Origin of the sequence: Nonomuraea endophytica, from assembly GCF_014203235.1 — a bacterium.
Taxonomy (GTDB): Bacteria; Actinomycetota; Actinomycetes; order Streptosporangiales; family Streptosporangiaceae; genus Nonomuraea; species Nonomuraea endophytica.
Genome location: NZ_JACHIN010000025.1, coordinates 40,142 through 55,892, shown reverse-complemented (window position 1 = coordinate 55,892; position 15,751 = coordinate 40,142). Strand labels below are relative to the sequence as shown.

Sequence of the window (15,751 nt, the reverse complement as noted above, 5' to 3'; positions counted from 1 at the left end):
GCGCGTTCTGTCGCCCGCCGCTGCTATAGATGGCGCACCACTGCCAAGATCCCACGCGGACGGGAACCCCTCGCCATGCAGCTCTCCCCCCTCGCCCAGCGCCTGTTCGCGCTCATCACCGGGTCCGCCAACGACTCCTCCTACTGGCCCGTGACCTCCCAGCTGAGCACCGGGCTGGTCGGGGTGGCGCCGGAGCGGCTGGTCGCGCCCGCGCGCGAGCTGGCCGGGTTCCTGCTGCCGGACACGATCCCGGTGTACGCGCCGTTCTCCGCGCTGGTGGCGGCTGGGCTGGCGGGCATGGACGGCGAGGTGCGAGACCGGCTCGGCCGGGAGCAGGGGCCGATCGCGCTGGCCGAGTTCGACCTGGTGCTCGGCTGGGACGTGGAGCGGCGGGCGCTGTTCGCCGAGGTGATGCGGGACGAGCCGCCCCAGGGCGTGACCGCGTGGCTCTGCGGGCTACCCGGCTATCCGGACTTCGCCCGCGAGACGCTGGAGGCGGCGCGGGACCGCGTCGCGGCGATCCAGGCCGGGGAGATCGCCTACCAGGCGGACCAGGCGTTCGCCGACGGGGAGAAGGGGAGCATCGGACGGGCCGCCCGGGTCGCGCTCCACCGCGACGAACCGTGGCTGCCCGAACTGCTGGAGCCGCTGCTGCTCGGGGTCGCGGTGGCGCCCACCCAGGCCAGGACCCTGCCCTCGCAGGCGGTGCTGTTCGAGATCGCCCGCGCGGTGGAGGAGCACCCGACGCCCGAGGCGATCTCCGCGCTGCGCGCCGCCCGCCGGGCCATCCGGCACGCCGGGGTGCCCAAGCAGCTCGACCGCATGTTCAAGCGCATCGAGCCCGCGCTGGCCGAGCGGCTGGAGGTGGCGTTCCGGCTGCCCGACGGCCGCGTACGCCAGACCGTGGGCGAGCACACGGCGGTGATCTCCACCGACGGCGCGGTCGAGCTGTCCTGGTGGCACGGGGACAAGAAGCTCAAGGCGGTCCCGGCGGTGGTCAAGAGGGAGCATCCCGGCGAGGTCAAGCGGCTGCGCGAGCTGACCCAGCAGGCCGCCGCCCAACGAGCCACCCTGGTGAGGGCACTGGAAGCCGGATACACAGGTCAGGAGGCCGTACACGCCAGCCAGGAAAGCGGACACACAGGGCAAGCGGGTGAGACGGCGCCGCCTTACCGCCGGCTGGAGGGGCATGCCGTTGCCGGGCAGCTGATCTGGGAGTTCGAGGTCGCGCCGGGCGTGTGGCGGGCCGAGCTGGGGATGGGCGTGCCCGACGTGCCGGTGCGGCTGTGGCATCCGGCCCGCGCGAGCGCCGACGAGGTGCGGGAATGGCGGGACGTGGTGCTGGGCAAGGAGCTGCGGCAGCCGTTCAAGCAGGCCTTCAGGGAGGTCTATCCGCTCACGCCCGCGGAGGAGGCGAGCGGGACCCACTCCCACCGGTTCGCCGGGCACGTGGTCGACTACCGCAAGCTGTACGCGCTGTTCAAGCAGCGCGGCTGGCGGGCGGAGTTCCTGGGTCGGTGGGACGGCGGCGGCGACGGCGAGGCCCGGCGCACGCTGGCGGGCGGGCGGTGGCGGGCGAGCCTGGAGCACGGCCTGTACACCGAGGCCTATGCCGGCACCTCCCGGGTGTCCTTCCAGCGGCAGGCCGAGGGGAAGTGGCGGGACGCGCTGTTGACGGAGGTGCCGCCGCTGGTGTTCAGCGAGGCGCTGCGCGACGTCGACCTGTTCGTGGCCGTCGCCTCGATCACGACCGAACAACGGTGGGCCGAGGATGGGCCGGAACGTCTGCGGGACTACTGGCGCAGCGGCTCGTTCGGGCCGCTGACGCCGACCGCCGAGGTCCGCCGGGACGCGCTGGAGCGGCTGATCGGGCGTACGGCGATCGCCGGCCGGTGCACGCTGACCGATCGGTTCCTGGTGGTCAGGGGGGATCTGCGCACCTACAAGATCCATCTGGGGTCGGCGAACATCCTGATGGAGCCCAACGACGCCTACCTGTGCGTGGTCTCCGCCGACGACCCGCACGCCGGGCTGTTCCTGCCTTTCGAGGAGGACGGCAAGCTGGCGCTCATCCTCAGCAAGGCGTTCCTGCTGGCCCGCGACACCGCCATCACCGACCCCACCATCACCCGGCAGATTCTGGCACCCTGAACACCGGCGACGTCGCGAGGTGCTAGGCGGCCACCCCGGCGGGGCGGCGTACCGGGGCGGTGGCGACGATCTGGCCGGTGGCGGTGTCGATGGCGGAGACCAGGTGGGCGCGGGTGCTGCAGACGTACAGGCGGGTTCCCTTCGGGGACAGGGTGAGCGCCTCGGGGCTTTCGCCGACCTCGGTACGGGAGACGATCCGCCTGGTCACGGTGTCGATGCCGATGACGCTCCTGCTGTAGTAGTGGGTGACGTAGACGCGGTCGTGGCCGGGCGAGGCGGCGATGCCGTAGGGGCCGGACTCGACGCGGACGGTGGCGACCTCCTCCAGCGTGGCCGCGTCCAGGACCAGCACGTCGTTGTCCTGGCCGGGCAGGTTGGCGCCGGTGGTGGTGACGTAGACGTGGGCGCCGTCGCGGGTCACGGCGACGCCGTTGGGGTGGGGGCCGACGGGGACGGTGGCGATCACCTCGCCCGCAGCCGTGTCGATCACGGACAGGTCGTGGCTCTCGAAGTTGGTCACGTACAGGCGCTCGCCCGCCAGCGCCGGGGCGGCGGCGTTGCGGCCGACGGCGATGGTGCCGGTCACGGTGTCGCGCCGCAGGTCGATCACGGACACGTCGCTGCTCTGGTAGTTGGTGACGTAGGCGTGGCGGCCCGCGGGGTCGATGACGATGCCGCCGGGGTGGTCGCCGACGGGGATGCGGCCCACGACGGCCAGGGTGGCGGTGCTGATGACGGTGACGCTGCGCCCTCCGAAGTCGGTGACGTACAGGCGCTCGCCCGCCAGCGCCGGCGCGTACGGCCGCGCCCCCGCCCCGACGCTCGCCAGGTGTTCGAGGGTGACGGCGTCGAGCACGGCCACGGACGAGGTGTCGGGGCCGGCCACGTAGATGCGTTCGTTCATGAGATCGCCGTGGGCAGCAGCTGACCGGCCGCGAGGTCGCGGTAGAGGTCGTCGGCCATGAGCAGTTCCCGGTGGGTTCCGGCGGCGCGCACTCTGCCCTCCTCCAGGACGATGATGGTGTCGGCGTTGACCACGGTGGACAGCCGGTGGGCGATCACGATGACGGTGGTGGTGGCGGCGATCTCCTCGACCGCCTGCCGCAGGGCCTGCTCGGAGGCGGCGTCGAGCTGGGAGGTGATCTCGTCGAGCAGCAGCAGCCGGGGACGGCGCAGCAGGGCGCGGGCGACCGCGATCCGCTGGCGCTGCCCGCCGGACAGCGTGGTGCCGCGGTGGCCGACCGGCGTGTCGAGGCCCTGGGGCAGCTGGTCGAGCAGGGGCGTGAGCCGGGCCCGCGCCAGCACCTCGTGGATCTGCTCGTCGGTGGCGTCGGGCGCGGCGTAGCGCAGGTTGTCGCGCAGCGTCCCGGCGAGGATGGGCGCGTCCTGCTCGACGTAGCCGATGGCGGCCCGCAGCTCGGCCAGCGGCCAGTCCCGCACGTCGCGCCCGGCCACCTCGACGGCGCCGTCCTCGACGTCGTAGAAGCGCTCCAGCAGGCCGAACAGCGTGCTCTTGCCCGCTCCCGACGGGCCCACGACGGCGGTCATGGTCCTGGGCGCGACGCTGATGTCCACGTTCTCCAGTACGACCGCGCCGCCATAGCCGAAGCGCACCCCGCGGAACCGGACCGAGGCACCGTCGCCGCCCGGGTCACCGGGAGCCTCCAGGGGCTCGGCGGGCAGCCGGTCGACCTCCTGCATGCGGCGGACCGCCGCCAGCCCCACCTGCACCTGCGTGAACGCCGACAGGATCTGCCCGATCGGGCCCGACAGATACATGAGGCAGAACAGGAACATGATCATCGAGGGCAGGGTCAGCGTGCCCTGGCTCACCCGCAGGCCGCCCAGGCCGAGCACGACGAGGAAGGTGACCTGGGTCGACAGGGTTCCGGCCACGCCGGTCGCCGACTGCCAGCGGGCGGCGGTGATCGCGTGCCGCCATGCCGTACCCGATGCCTGCGCGGCCCGCGCGCTCTCGCGGCGCTCGCCGCCGCTGGCCTTGACGGTCCGGTAGGCGCCGAGCACGCGCTCCACGATCGCGCCGAGCAGCCCGACGGCGGCCTGGGTGCGCTGGGTGGCGGCCGAGACGCGCGGCATGACCAGCGCCATCCCGGCCAGCGTGAGCGCCAGGACCGCGGCGGTGGCGCCGAGCAGCACCAGGTCGGTGGTGGCCATGAGCGCGAGCGCGCCGACGCCGAGCACCAGGCCGGTGGCTCCGGTGACGACGGCGTTGGTGGTGGCCGAGCGCAGCAGGGTGATGTCGGCGGTGAGCCTGGACATGAGGTCGCCGGGTTCGAGCCGGTCGAAGTCGGCCAGGCGCAGGCGGAAGACGCGCTCGGTGAGCCGGTCGCGGGCGGCGCGCACGACGTTCTCGCCGGCGACCTCCAGCACGTAGCGGCCGCAGGCCGACAGCACGGCGCCGACGACGAGCAGCGAGGTGAGCATGGCGAGCGTGCTGAGCACCGGGGTTCCGGCCAGGAGGTCTTCGGTGACCATCTTGGCGGCGACCGGCTGGATCAGGCCCGCCGCGCCGCCGGCCAGGCCGAGCAGGCCTCCGGCGATGATCCGGCCCCGGTGCGGGCGTACCTGGGACAGGAGGGTCCGCCAGGCGGCCATCACGGCCCCCAGGTGACGGGCAGGCGGGTGACGCCCTGCAGGGACAGCGCGGGTTTGACCGGCAGGCTTTCGGCGGGCTCGGCCAGCCGCAGCGTGGGCAGGCGGGTGAGCAGCGCGCTGAGCGCGGTCTCCAGCTCGGCTCTGGCCAGGTTGTTGCCCAGGCACTGGTGCGGGCCGTGGCCGAAGGTCAGGTGGCGGGCGGCGTGGCGGCCCAGGTCGAGGTCGCCGGGGGCGGGGAAGGCCGCGGCGTCGTGGTTGGCGGCGGCCAGCAGCACGACGACGCCGTCGCCCTCCCTGATCAGCTCGTCGCCGAGCGGGATGTCGGCGGTGGCGACCCTCGGCAGCGGGTCGGCGACGCTGGCGTGGCGCAGGAGTTCGTCGACGGCCTGGGGCATCGTGGCCGCGGTGAGCGCCTTCAGCCCGCCCGGCCTGGTCAGCAGCATGAGCACGCTCAGCGCGAGCGAGTTGGCGGTGGTCTCGTGCCCGGCGACGACCAGCATGGCGGCCATCTCCCGGGCCTGCCGTTCGCTCAGCTCGCCGTCCGCGACCCGGCGGGCCAGGGCGGAGAGCACGTCGTCGCCCGGCCGGGCCGCCTTGTCGCGCAGGAGCCGGGCGAGCAGGTCGTAGACCACCCGGAACGGCGGGCCGGTGGCCGGGTCGAGGAGCGTGGGCCAGCGCAGGTGCTCGGTGAAGAGGGCCCGGTCCTCGGGCGGCACGCCGAGCACCGCGCAGAGCGTCAGCGCGGGCAGCGGCGCGGCCAGGGCGCTCACCATGTCGGCGGGCGGTCCCGCGTCGATCATCGCCGTGATCAGCCCGTCGGCCAGCGAGCGCAGGTGCGGGCGCAGCTCGCGCACACGGCGCAGGCTGAAGTGCGGGATGACCATCCGCCGGTGCTCGGCGTGCAGCGGGTCGTCCATCTCCACGAAGCTCAGCGCCGGTTTCTTGCGCTCCGGGTCCGTCGGCGGCGCGCCCTTCTCCCGCGCCAGGTGCGGGTGGCCCGGGTGCAGGGCGTCCGACGACATCCGCGGGTCGGCCAGCAGCGCACGCGCCTGCGCGTATCCGGTCACCACCCATACGGGGGTGCCGTCGCGCAGGACGGCGCGGGCCAGCGGACCGTGCTCGCGCAGGCGGTCGTAGCCCGGCGGCGGGCGGTAGGGGCAGCCGCGTGGCATCGGGATCTCGGGCAGTTCGCTCATGGGGTGGCCTCCCGTGGCACCTGCAGCAGGACGCGGTGGTAGCCCGGCGGCGCGGGCTCGTCGACGGGCCGGCCCTCGGCCAGGACCCAGGCGTGCGCGCCGAACGGCGGCAGCACCCGCACGCCCGCGCACCAGGTCGGCCAGCTCCCCCGCGACCTGCACAGCAGCGCGGTCGCGATCGAGCGGGGCAGGCAGCCCTTCGGGCTCGCGCACGCCCTGCTGGTGCGGGTGACCACCTCGCGGGCCCGGCTGGCCTCGGCGTAGGTGGCCGGGCGGGTGCCGGTGCTGATCCGGCTCAGCACCTTGACGATGGTGCTCGGCGAGCGCCTGGCCAGCGCCTTCGCCGCCAGCACGGCCAGGCGGGCGCGCCAGCGCTCCAGCGGCGGGTACGCCCGCGGCGCCAGGGCCATCGTGGGGTCGACGCTCATGCCGGCCTCCGCACGAGGATGCCCATGGTCACGAGGCTGTCCATGAGGTGGGCGACGTCCTGGGCTGCTTCGCCGCCGTCCACGTCGAAGGCGGCCACGAGCCGGTCGACGGCGTGCCCGGGGTCGCCGGACTCCAGCGCGGAGCGCAGCACGATCGCCCCGGTGGGGTTGAGGCTCCAGTACTCGCCGCGTACCTGGTGGAGCAGGGCTATGCCGTAGTCGGTGTCGACGGCGGAGATGTCAGGCGCCAGCGCGTACACGCTCGTCCTCCTTCACGGTGCGCAGCCACATCTCGCACGCCAGCGTGGGCTCGATGCGGCGGTGCTGGGTCAGCACGTCGATCGGCCCTCTGCAGGTGGCGCGGAAGAGGTCCTGGTCGATAAGGCCGAGCTCGCCCAGGAGGCTGTCCTCGGCGAGGGCCATGATCTGGTCGCGGTGCTTCCTGCTGCCCATGACCGCGCTGGCGGAGGTCTCCGACTTCGTGGTACGGCCCAGCGTCACCTCGGGCACGATGCCGCGCATGGCGTCGGCCAGCACCGGCTTGTACCTGGCCGGGTCGTAGCGGTCTCCGGGCCGGGCGGCCAGCGCCGCCTCGACGACCCGGTCGTCGAAGAACGGCGCGGACATGGTGATGCCCCGGGCGGCGGCGATCTGCTGGAAGTCGCCGACCATCTGGCAGCCGCCGTGGATCGCGGCGAGGTTGTGGTGCGCGCCGCGCCCCCCGGCCAGCGGCGGGTGGCGCTCGGCCGCCTCGCGCAGCTCACCGGCGGCCAGCTCCACCGCGTACGGCGTCGCCCACGCGGGCATCGTCGGCGGCAGATCCCACCCCAGCGCGGGCCCGTCCACACCGTGCCCGTCGCGCCCGAGGCGGCCGGCGGCGGCCCGCATCCACCCGTCGTACGCCCTGCCGGTGACCAGGTGCCGCAGCGTCCGCCGCAGCGGCCAGCGGTTCTTGGCCGAGGCCGTCAGCAGGTGGCGCATCCCGGTGAGCGGCGCCTGCCTGATCAGCGTGGGCAGCCAGGTGGGCAGCATCGTGGCGGCCTCGTCCCCGCCCAGCCCGACCAGGTGGGCGGCGGGCGCGTACGCCTGGCCGCGCCGCAGGATGTGCATGAGCCGGCTGCGGTGGTGCAGCAGCAGGAACGGCGCGTCGAAGCGTTCGTGCGCGCCGAGCATGTCGTGGTAGACGAGCGGGCATTCCTCTGCGGAGATGATCTCGTGCCGCACCGGGTGTCCCTCGGCTGCCAGCGCGGCGGCGGTGCGCTGAGCCCACAGCACGTCCTCGTCCATGGGGTCGGGCTGGGCGGCGGTCAGCGCCACGACGTCGGCGCCGGTGCGGGCGGCCAGGGAGCAGACCGACGAGGAGTCCATGCCGCTCAGGTGCGCGACGACCGTGCGGCCGGGGCCCGCGCGCAGGGCGACCGCCTCGCTCAGCGCGGTCCTGAGCGCCGCGACCGCCTCCTCGCGCTCCAGCGGCTCGGGGAAGCTCCACCAGCGGGCCTGCGTGACGCCGCCGCGCTGGTCGAGGACGACGTCGTGGCCGGGCGGCACGGCGTCGACGCCGTCCCACACCGGCAGCCAGTTCAGCGGCCACGGCGGGTGGGCGAACAGCAGCCGGGTGGCGAGCCTGGCCGGGTTCGGCGCGGCCCCGGCCAGTCCGGCCAGCACGAGCGCCCGGTTCCCCGCGACGGGCGTCCCGTTCACCCGGCAGGTGTACACCCTGCGCAGCCCGGAGGCCGTCCCCCGCACCCGGACCCGGCCGCCCTCCGAGACCAGCAGATACGCGCTGCCGAGAGCGGAAGCCGACAGGTCGAGCCCGCCTCCGGCCAGCTGTGCCTCGCTCATGGCGTGCTCGCCGAAGGCCGCCGTCGCCGCGCCCGGTCTCCTGCCGACCGTCAGCGTGCCGGGCGGCCAGCGGCCGATGAGCCACGGCCGTCCGGAGGGGTGACTCACCTCGTGCGCGCCGCCGCAGGTGTCGTGGATCCGCCGGGCCACGTCCGTGCTCTCCTCCCGGTCGGGCAGGACGGTGAACCATGGGTCTTCTGTCGCGGACAAGGTCGCTCTCCCCCTCCGTCGCGGTACGGCAGGCGGTGCGGTGGCCGCCTGCCGTACCTCATGGGCGGTTAACGGCAGTAGTTCGGGTAGATCCACTCCCAGTGCGGGCCGCCGCAGCCCCCGTTGGTCAGGGTGTGGAAGTCGCCGGCGAACGTGATCTCCGGGCGTTCGTAGACGCGCATGTCATTCACCTCCAGGTTTCCGCTACCAGTCGAGACGGTCGGTAAGCCATTCCCAGACACAGCCACAGCCGGCGTTCGTCAGGGCCGAGAATCCGCCTTCCAGCGTGATTTCCGGACGTTCGTAGACACGCATTCAGCTCACCTCCTTTCCTGCTCGGCTTTCGATCCGGTCGAGTCCCGGCTCCGGATCCTGAACCTGGGCGGGACCGTGGGGCGACAGCGCCTCGATCCCGGTCATCAACCGGAGCATGCGGGCCAGCAGCAACGTCAGCACCAGCAGCCACACCAGCGCCCCGTAGACCAGGACCGTGGTCATGCCCGCCTCCTCTCCCTGTGCGCCGACTGGACGGTCAGGTAGGTCCCGAAGGCCGCGGGCAGGCCGATCACCAGGACCGTCAGACCGAGCGCGTCCGCCACCGCCCCCGCGTGTACGGCGGGCGCCCCGGTCAGGTACACCACCAGCGCGGCCAGCGCGCCGGCCGCCATGGCCGCCGCGCGCACCGGCGTCACCCAGGACAGGTGCGCCTGCCCGAACAGGCACCCGCAGGCGAAGCGGTCCCCGCGCGCCAGCGCCGGCACCGAGATCGCGATGAAGCACAGCGACAGCACGCCGGCCATCGCGCACCCCACGGTGGTCAGCGGCGGCGGCGGCCCCAGCAGCGCCACCGCAGTGAGCAGTTCCACCGCGCCGAGCCCGACGGCGAAGACGGCGCTCTCCTTGCGCATCACCCGGAACTGCACCGCCGCGCGGGCGGCCGAGCCCGGCCTGATCACCTTGCCCACCCCCGCGACGCCGAACAGCAGGGCCAGGACGATCCGCACCGCCAGCACCGCCGGCGCGCCGAGCGATTCCCACGAAGTCGTTATGACGCTCACGGGTCCGACATTGCGTCGGTCTTGCCCGTCTCACCAGGGAAATGAGATGCGATGAGAAATCCGGGCGGGATGAGCTGGGCATTCGCCATGGTTCATCCCGCCACGCGGTCATCCGCAGGATGGCAGGGTGGGAAATGACGGAGGCCGTCATGACCGGGGGGACGGATGCCGGAATCTGAGGCACGGCAACAATTCGCGCTCATGCTGCAGTCGTGGAAAAAGCGTTCCGGCCGCAGCTATCAGGCGCTGGGCCGACGGCTGGAGCTGAGCCATTCGACGGTGCACCGGTTCTGCACCGGCAAGCAGCTTCCGCAGGACGCCGCGCTGGTCGAGCGGCTGGCCACCGCTCTGGGGGCCGACCGGCAGGAGGTGGAGATCCTGCGCGGGGTGTGGCGGCTGGCGCGGGAGGTACCACAGCACAAGCCCGAGCCCGCGCCCGAGGAACTGCCGCACGACGACCTGCCGCGCGACATCGCCGACTTCACCGGCAGGGCGGAGGAGCTGGGCACGCTGCTCAAGGCCGGCGGCACGCCCAGCGGCGTCTGGACCGTCGACGGGATGGCGGGCGTGGGCAAGACGACGCTCGTCCTGCACGCGGCGCACCAGCTCAAGGAGGGCTATCCGGACGGCCGGATCTTCCTCGACCTGCTCGGGCACACCTCCGGCGTCGCGCCGATGGCGGCCTCCGACGCGCTGAAGGCGCTGCTGAGCGCCGCCGGGGTGCCGGAGGACGGCATTCCCGCCGAGGCCGGCCGGCGGGCCTCACTGTGGCGCTCGGCGCTGGCCAGGCGGCGCATGCTGATCGTCCTGGACAACGCCGTCGACGCCGAGCAGGTGATGCCGTTGTTACCCGGGGCCACGCCGTCCCTGATGATGATCACCAGCCGGGCCCGGCTGGTGGACCTGGACGGCACGGGCACGATCACGCTGGGCGAGCTCAGCGCCGAGGACGCCCTGGCCATGTTCATGAAGATCGCCGACGCCGGCCCGCCCGCCGACCTGGGTGACGCCGAGGAGACGGTACGGCTGTGCGGCTACCTCCCCCTCGCCATCAGGATCGTCACCGCCCGGTTACGCCACCGCCTGACCTGGACCCCCGGCCACCTCAACGAGAAGCTGCGCCAGGAGCACCGGCGCCTGGCCGAGTTACAGGCGGGCAGCCGCAGCGTCATCGCCGCCTTCGCCACCTCCTACGGCAAGCTCGGCGGACCGGCCCGGAGGATGTTCCGCCTGCTCGGCCAGATCCCCGGCGTGGACGTGGACCTCGCGGGCGCGGCCGCGCTGACCGGCCAGCCGGTCGAGGCCGCCGAGCCCCTGCTGGAGCAGCTCATCCAGGCGCACCTGCTGCAGCGCCCGTCGGCCGACCGCTACCGCTTCCACGACCTGGTGCGCGACTACGCGCGGGCGGTGCTGGCCGAGCAGGAGCCGCGGGAGCAGCGGCAGGCCGCGCTGGGCCGGATCGTCGAGCACTACCTGCGCGTCGCGGACCACGCCGCCGGGCTGATCGAGCCCAGCAGGCGGCCCAACGCGCGTTCGGGCCCGGCCGCCGTCCCCGCCCTTCACCTGGCCGACCGCCAGGAGGCGATCTGCTGGATCGAGCGTGAGCTGCCCAACCTGATCGCCGCCATCGAGAGCGCCGCGGCGGCGGGCCTTCTCGTGCACACCTGGCAGCTGGCCCGCTCGCTGTGGCACTTCTTCCTGCTGCGCGGCGACCCGCGCGACTGGATCCACACGCACCGGCTGGCCCTGAGCGCCGTGCAGCAGCTCGGTGACCGTGAGGGCGAGGCCGAGACGCTCAAGAACCTCGGCGTCGCCTACTGGCTGTCGGACGACCGGGAGGGCGCCATCTCGCTGCACCACCAGGCCCTGGTGCTGGACTGCTGGAACGGCGACCCGGTCGGGCAGGCCAAGACACTGACCCACCTCGGCTACATCCACCACCGCGCGGGCGAGTACGCGGTGGCGGCCGACCACTTCCTGCTGGCCGTCATGCTCTACCGGGAGGTGGACGACCCGGTCGGGGGCAACCGCGGGCTCAGCGGGCTGGGCGACAGCCTGCGCAGGCTGGGCCGGCCCGAGCGGGCGATGCCGTACCTGCTGGAGGCCTTGTCCCTGAGCAGGAGCACGGCCGATCCGTGGGGGGAGATCCAGGCGCGCACCGGGGTGGCGCTGGCGCACCTGGAGGCGGGCGAGGCGGGGCTGGCCTGCCGCCACCTGGTGCGGGCGCTGGAGCTGAGCAGGCTGCTGGGCGACCGGCTGAGCGAGAGCACGGTACGCACCGCTCTGGGAGCCACCTGGCTCGAGGTGGGCGATGCCGGGATGGCCCGCAGGCACTTCACCAGAGCCCTGACGCTGAGCAGGCAGAGCGGCGACCGCTGGGGTCAGACGGAGGCGAGCGCGGGACTGAAGGCCGCGCGCACCCGCCAACAGTAAAGGGAGGAAAGATCACGAGGTCCCGGCGCGCCCATGACGACCCCGGCGGACCGCGTCACTGCCCAGCAGACCTGCCGACTAAACGAAAGGCTCGACACCGAAAAACTACCAGGTGAGCGGCACTTCGGCGAAAGCTCACATAGGAAAGGTTGCCGTTTTCGTGAGAGATCGGCCCCTCTATTTATTTGCGCTTTAACGTGGCTGCCGCGAAACAGCTTGAAGCGGCAACCCCGGCGGCTTCCCGCCCGGCGGGCACGGGCCTCCGACACCCCGCTGAACAGGCACGATTGACGTTTTTCCGGGATTGAGCGGCCGATTATCGAGCGCGGCCTCTCGGGCGTCGCGTCAAACCCTGCCCAAATACTCCCCTAAAGGCCGATATGCCGGGATTCGGGTGTTAGCGTCCTATTTGTCAGCACAGGCAGCACTCGCATGCGAGTGCACGCACAAAGGAGGGGGATCATGACTCCTGTCGGTTTCCCTACGCGTCACTGGGATGACTGGGGATGGGGCGGCGGCGGATGGTGGGGCGGTCGCAGACGCTGCCGTCGTCGCCGCCGCTGCGGTTGCGGTCGGCGGAGGTGGTGGTGGTAACCACCACTGGGAAGAGCCGGCGGGTTTCCCGCCGGCTCTCCCTTTCCGCCCGGCCCGGGACGCGATCGGGATCGCACGGGCCGGAGCTCGCGCCCGCGGTCATGATCCGCAAGACCTTCGCCGAGTTCTGGCCCGACACCCGCGGCGTCCGCAGGCTGTTCGTCATCGGCGGCGTGCTCGCCATCGTGGCGGCGCTGTGCGAGGTCGCGGCCATCGGACTGTTCGCCGTCATCACCGACGAGGTGCTCGCCCGGCAGGATCTGGGGGCGTTCTGGACCCCGGCGCTCAGCTGGCTCGGCCTGGCGGTGGTCGCCGGCCTGGCCGCCTTCGGCGGCGCCTACATCACGGCGCTGGCCGCCGAGCGCTTCCTGCTGAAGCTGCGTGACCGCGTGTTCGCGCACGTCCAGACGCTCACCCCGGACTTCTTCAACAACCGGCGCCTGGGCGACCTGATGGCCCGGCTCACCGACGACATCGAGGCCATCGAGACGCTGGTCGGGTCCGGTCTGGTCAAGGCGTTCACGACGGTCATCAGCGTGATCGTGTTCTCGACCGCGGCGTTCATCGTCCGCTGGGACCTGGCGCTGATCACCTTCGCGCTCATTCCCGGGTTCATCATCATCTCCAAGCTGTTCGCGGCCAAGTTCAGGGGCGCGGCGGCCCGCGAGCGGCAGAGCAACGGCATGATGAACAGCGTCATCGAGGAGAGCCTGTCCAACCAGACACTGGTGCAGGCCCACAACCGCCAGGAGGCCGAGGCGGGCCACCTGCACCGCCAGGGCGAGACCTGGCTGCGGGCCAACATGTCACAGGCCTGGCTGTCCGGCCTGTACGGCCCCGCCGTACAGGTGCTCGAGACCATCTGCATGATCGTCATCCTGGGCTTCGGCGCGTGGGAGATCACCGCCGGCCGCCTGACGATCGGTGGACTGCTGGCGTTCGCGGCGTACCTCGCCTTCCTCTACCCCGCCGTGCAGAACCTGGGCGAACTGGCGCTCAACGTCTCCGAGGCCGCGGCCGGCTCCGACCGCGTGATGGAAGTGCTCAAGGCCCGTCCCGGCGTCACCGACAGCCCGGCCGCCCGGCCGCTGGCCGGTCCCGTGCCCGGCCGGATCACATTCGAGCAGGTGGGCTTCACCTACCCGAACCGGACCAGGCCGACGCTGGCCGGACTGACCTTCACCGTCGAGCCCGGCCAGACCATCGTCTGCACCGGCCCCAGCGGCGCGGGCAAGTCGACGCTGGCCAAGCTGCTGCTGCGCTTCTACGAGCCCACCACCGGCCGGATCCTGCTGGACGGCACGGACATCCGTGACATCACCAGCGCCTCGCTGCGCGACCACATCACGATCCTGCAGCAGGAGAACCTGCTCTTCTCCGGTACAGCCCGCGACAACATCGCCTACGGCAAGCCGGGGGCGAGTTTCGAGGAGGTCGTGGCCGCCGCCAAGCTGGCCGACGCGCACGACTTCATCAACCGGCTGCCGGACAAGTACGACACTCCGCTCGGGCAGCGCGGGCGGCTGCTGTCCGGCGGGCAGCTCCAGCGCATCGCGATCGCGCGCGCCCTGCTGCGCAACGCGCCGGTGCTCGTCCTGGACGAGCCGATGACCGGCCTGGACGCGGCGACGGCGGCACGCGTGCTGGAGCCGATGCGGCGGCTGATGGAGGGCCGCACGACCATCCTGATCACCCACGACCTGCGGCACGTGCCGCCGGACGCGGCGATGATCGTGCTCGAACCGGTCCGGCGCTCCAACCGGATCCGGCTCAAGCACATGCCACCCGCGCTGTCGCGGCTGGGCCGCTGACGCGCCCGAGCCCGGGACGGCCGCCCCGGGCTCGGGCACGACACAACCTCACCCCGTTCACGCTCGCCTGGCGAGAGGGTGACCGACACCGGGTGCTCAGTGGTGTTCCTGTCGTGGGAGGACGACCTCGCCGACGATCAGCTGGACGGCCGCGGCGACCGGGATGGCCAGGAGCGCGCCCACGACGCCGAGCAGGGCGCCGCCGATGAGCGCGGCCACGATCGTGGTGGCGGCGGGCACGTCGACCGACGATTTCATCACCCTCGGCGCGATCAGGTAGTTCTCGATCTGCTGGTAGACGATGAAGAACACCAGCGTGGCGATCGCCACCGGCAGCGAGACGAACAACGCCACCAACGTGGCCACCGAAGCGCCGATACCGGCCCCGATCAGCGGGATCAGGTCGGTGATGGCGACGATGAGCGCGAGCGGCAGCGCGTACGGCACGCCCGCGATCGACAGGAAGAAGAAGCTGCTCACCCCGGCGATGAACGAGATGATCAGATTGCCGGCCACGTAGCCGCCGACCCGGTTGAGTATCTCGTCGCCGAGCAGCTGCACGCGGGCGCGGCGGCTCCTGGGGACGAGCTGGTAGCCGGTGCGGGTGACCGAGCGTAACGAGGCCAGGAAGTATAGCGTGAGGATGAGCACCGTCAGCGCCGAGAACACCGCGCTGACCAGCACCCCGGCCACGCCCAGCAGCCCGCCGAACACCTGCCTGCCGAGATCTCCGCTGGTCAGGTAGGTCTGCAGGCGCTCCAGCAGGCCGTAGCGCTGGTCCAGGTCGCGGATCTGGGGGTTGTTCTGCAGTTGCTCGACGTAGGCGGGGACCTGGTCGATGAACTGGCCCGCCTGCTGCGACAGCGCCGGTACGACCGCGAGGCCGAACCCGGCGAAGAAGGCGATGACGCCGGCGAACACCACCGAGATCGCGGCCCAGCGCGGCAGGCCGCGATCTTGCAGCCTCCGCACGGCGGGGTCCAGACCGACGGCCAGGAACAGCGAGACGACGATCAGGATGATCATCGAGGCGGCCGCGGTCAGGGCCTGGACCAGCAGCCAGGCGGTCAGCACGCCGAGCGCGGCGGTGAAGCCGAACGTGAACGGGCTGCTCCCGAACGGCCGCCCCGGCTTCCCGAACGGCGTCCCCCCGACGGACTCATCCCGCCCATGAGAACCGGAAGAATCACGGTCACCGGCCGCCACCTGCCCGGAGGCGTGCCCCGAAGCAGGGACATGGCCCGAGCCGGCGTCCTGGCCATGAGCCGGAACATGACCTGAGGCGGGGGTGTGGCCTGTGGTGGGGGCGTGGGCTGGGCTTCGGGTGGGGTGGGGTGGGTCGGGCGCGGGATGGTCGTCGGTCATGGCGGCTCCTGAACGTGAGGGACGACATCTGCCCTCACCGGCCGCCT

At 72.5% G+C, this 15,751-nt stretch carries 12 protein-coding genes; 3 read left to right on the top strand and 9 right to left on the bottom strand.

Annotated elements, in window-relative coordinates:
• Positions 1-75 precede the first annotated feature (75 nt).
• Complete coding sequence (locus HNR40_RS50415; protein ID WP_184975125.1) at positions 76-2,151, top strand: DUF4132 domain-containing protein; 2,076 nt, start codon at positions 76-78, stop codon at positions 2,149-2,151.
• 22 nt (positions 2,152-2,173) lie between these two features.
• Here HNR40_RS50415 and HNR40_RS50410 read toward each other — a convergent pair whose 3' ends face one another.
• The 8 genes from HNR40_RS50410 to HNR40_RS50375 form a co-directional block, all read right to left on the bottom strand.
• Complete coding sequence (locus HNR40_RS50410) at positions 2,174-3,055, bottom strand: YncE family protein (RefSeq protein ID WP_184975122.1); 882 nt, start codon at positions 3,053-3,055, stop codon at positions 2,174-2,176.
• The gene (locus tag HNR40_RS50405) at positions 3,052-4,767 is read right to left on the bottom strand and encodes an ABC transporter ATP-binding protein (RefSeq protein ID WP_184975119.1); all 1,716 of its coding nucleotides are present in this window, start codon (positions 4,765-4,767) and stop codon (positions 3,052-3,054) included. The genes HNR40_RS50410 and HNR40_RS50405 overlap by 4 nt, the downstream gene beginning before the upstream one ends.
• Positions 4,767-5,963, bottom strand: a complete 1,197-nt coding sequence (locus HNR40_RS50400; protein ID WP_221341822.1) for a cytochrome P450 — start codon at positions 5,961-5,963, stop codon at positions 4,767-4,769. Before HNR40_RS50400 ends, HNR40_RS50405 begins: the two co-directional genes overlap by 1 nt.
• Complete coding sequence (locus HNR40_RS50395; RefSeq protein WP_184975116.1) at positions 5,960-6,391, bottom strand: lasso peptide biosynthesis B2 protein; 432 nt, start codon at positions 6,389-6,391, stop codon at positions 5,960-5,962. Before HNR40_RS50395 ends, HNR40_RS50400 begins: the two co-directional genes overlap by 4 nt.
• A complete protein-coding gene (locus HNR40_RS50390) occupies positions 6,388-6,651 on the bottom strand; it encodes a lasso peptide biosynthesis PqqD family chaperone (RefSeq protein WP_184975114.1) in 264 nt (87 codons plus the stop codon). Before HNR40_RS50390 ends, HNR40_RS50395 begins: the two co-directional genes overlap by 4 nt.
• Positions 6,632-8,443, bottom strand: a complete 1,812-nt coding sequence (locus tag HNR40_RS50385; RefSeq protein ID WP_184975111.1) for an asparagine synthase-related protein — start codon at positions 8,441-8,443, stop codon at positions 6,632-6,634. Before HNR40_RS50385 ends, HNR40_RS50390 begins: the two co-directional genes overlap by 20 nt.
• A gap of 315 nt (positions 8,444-8,758) precedes the next feature.
• Positions 8,759-8,941: a hypothetical protein gene (locus HNR40_RS50380; RefSeq protein ID WP_184975108.1), complete on the bottom strand. Its 183-nt coding sequence runs from the start codon at positions 8,939-8,941 to the stop codon at positions 8,759-8,761.
• Positions 8,938-9,501 carry a MauE/DoxX family redox-associated membrane protein gene (locus HNR40_RS50375; RefSeq protein WP_184975105.1) on the bottom strand — a complete coding sequence of 188 codons (564 nt, stop codon included), beginning with the start codon at positions 9,499-9,501 and terminating at the stop codon, positions 8,938-8,940. The genes HNR40_RS50380 and HNR40_RS50375 overlap by 4 nt, the downstream gene beginning before the upstream one ends.
• A 201-nt stretch (positions 9,502-9,702) precedes the next feature.
• Between HNR40_RS50375 and HNR40_RS50370 the strand changes: the two genes are divergently transcribed.
• Positions 9,703-11,934, top strand: a complete 2,232-nt coding sequence (locus tag HNR40_RS50370) for an XRE family transcriptional regulator (RefSeq protein WP_184975100.1) — start codon at positions 9,703-9,705, stop codon at positions 11,932-11,934.
• A 695-nt stretch (positions 11,935-12,629) separates the two neighbouring features.
• Positions 12,630-14,339, top strand: coding sequence for an ABC transporter ATP-binding protein (locus HNR40_RS50365; protein WP_246510814.1), 1,710 nt, complete (start codon positions 12,630-12,632; stop codon positions 14,337-14,339).
• Between the two features lie 96 nt (positions 14,340-14,435).
• Here the strand turns inward: HNR40_RS50365 and HNR40_RS50360 are convergent, their stop codons facing one another.
• On the bottom strand, positions 14,436-15,704 hold the full coding sequence (locus HNR40_RS50360; RefSeq protein ID WP_184975097.1) for an AI-2E family transporter: 1,269 nt from the start codon (positions 15,702-15,704) through the stop codon (positions 14,436-14,438).
• Positions 15,705-15,751: the final 47 nt, after the last annotated feature.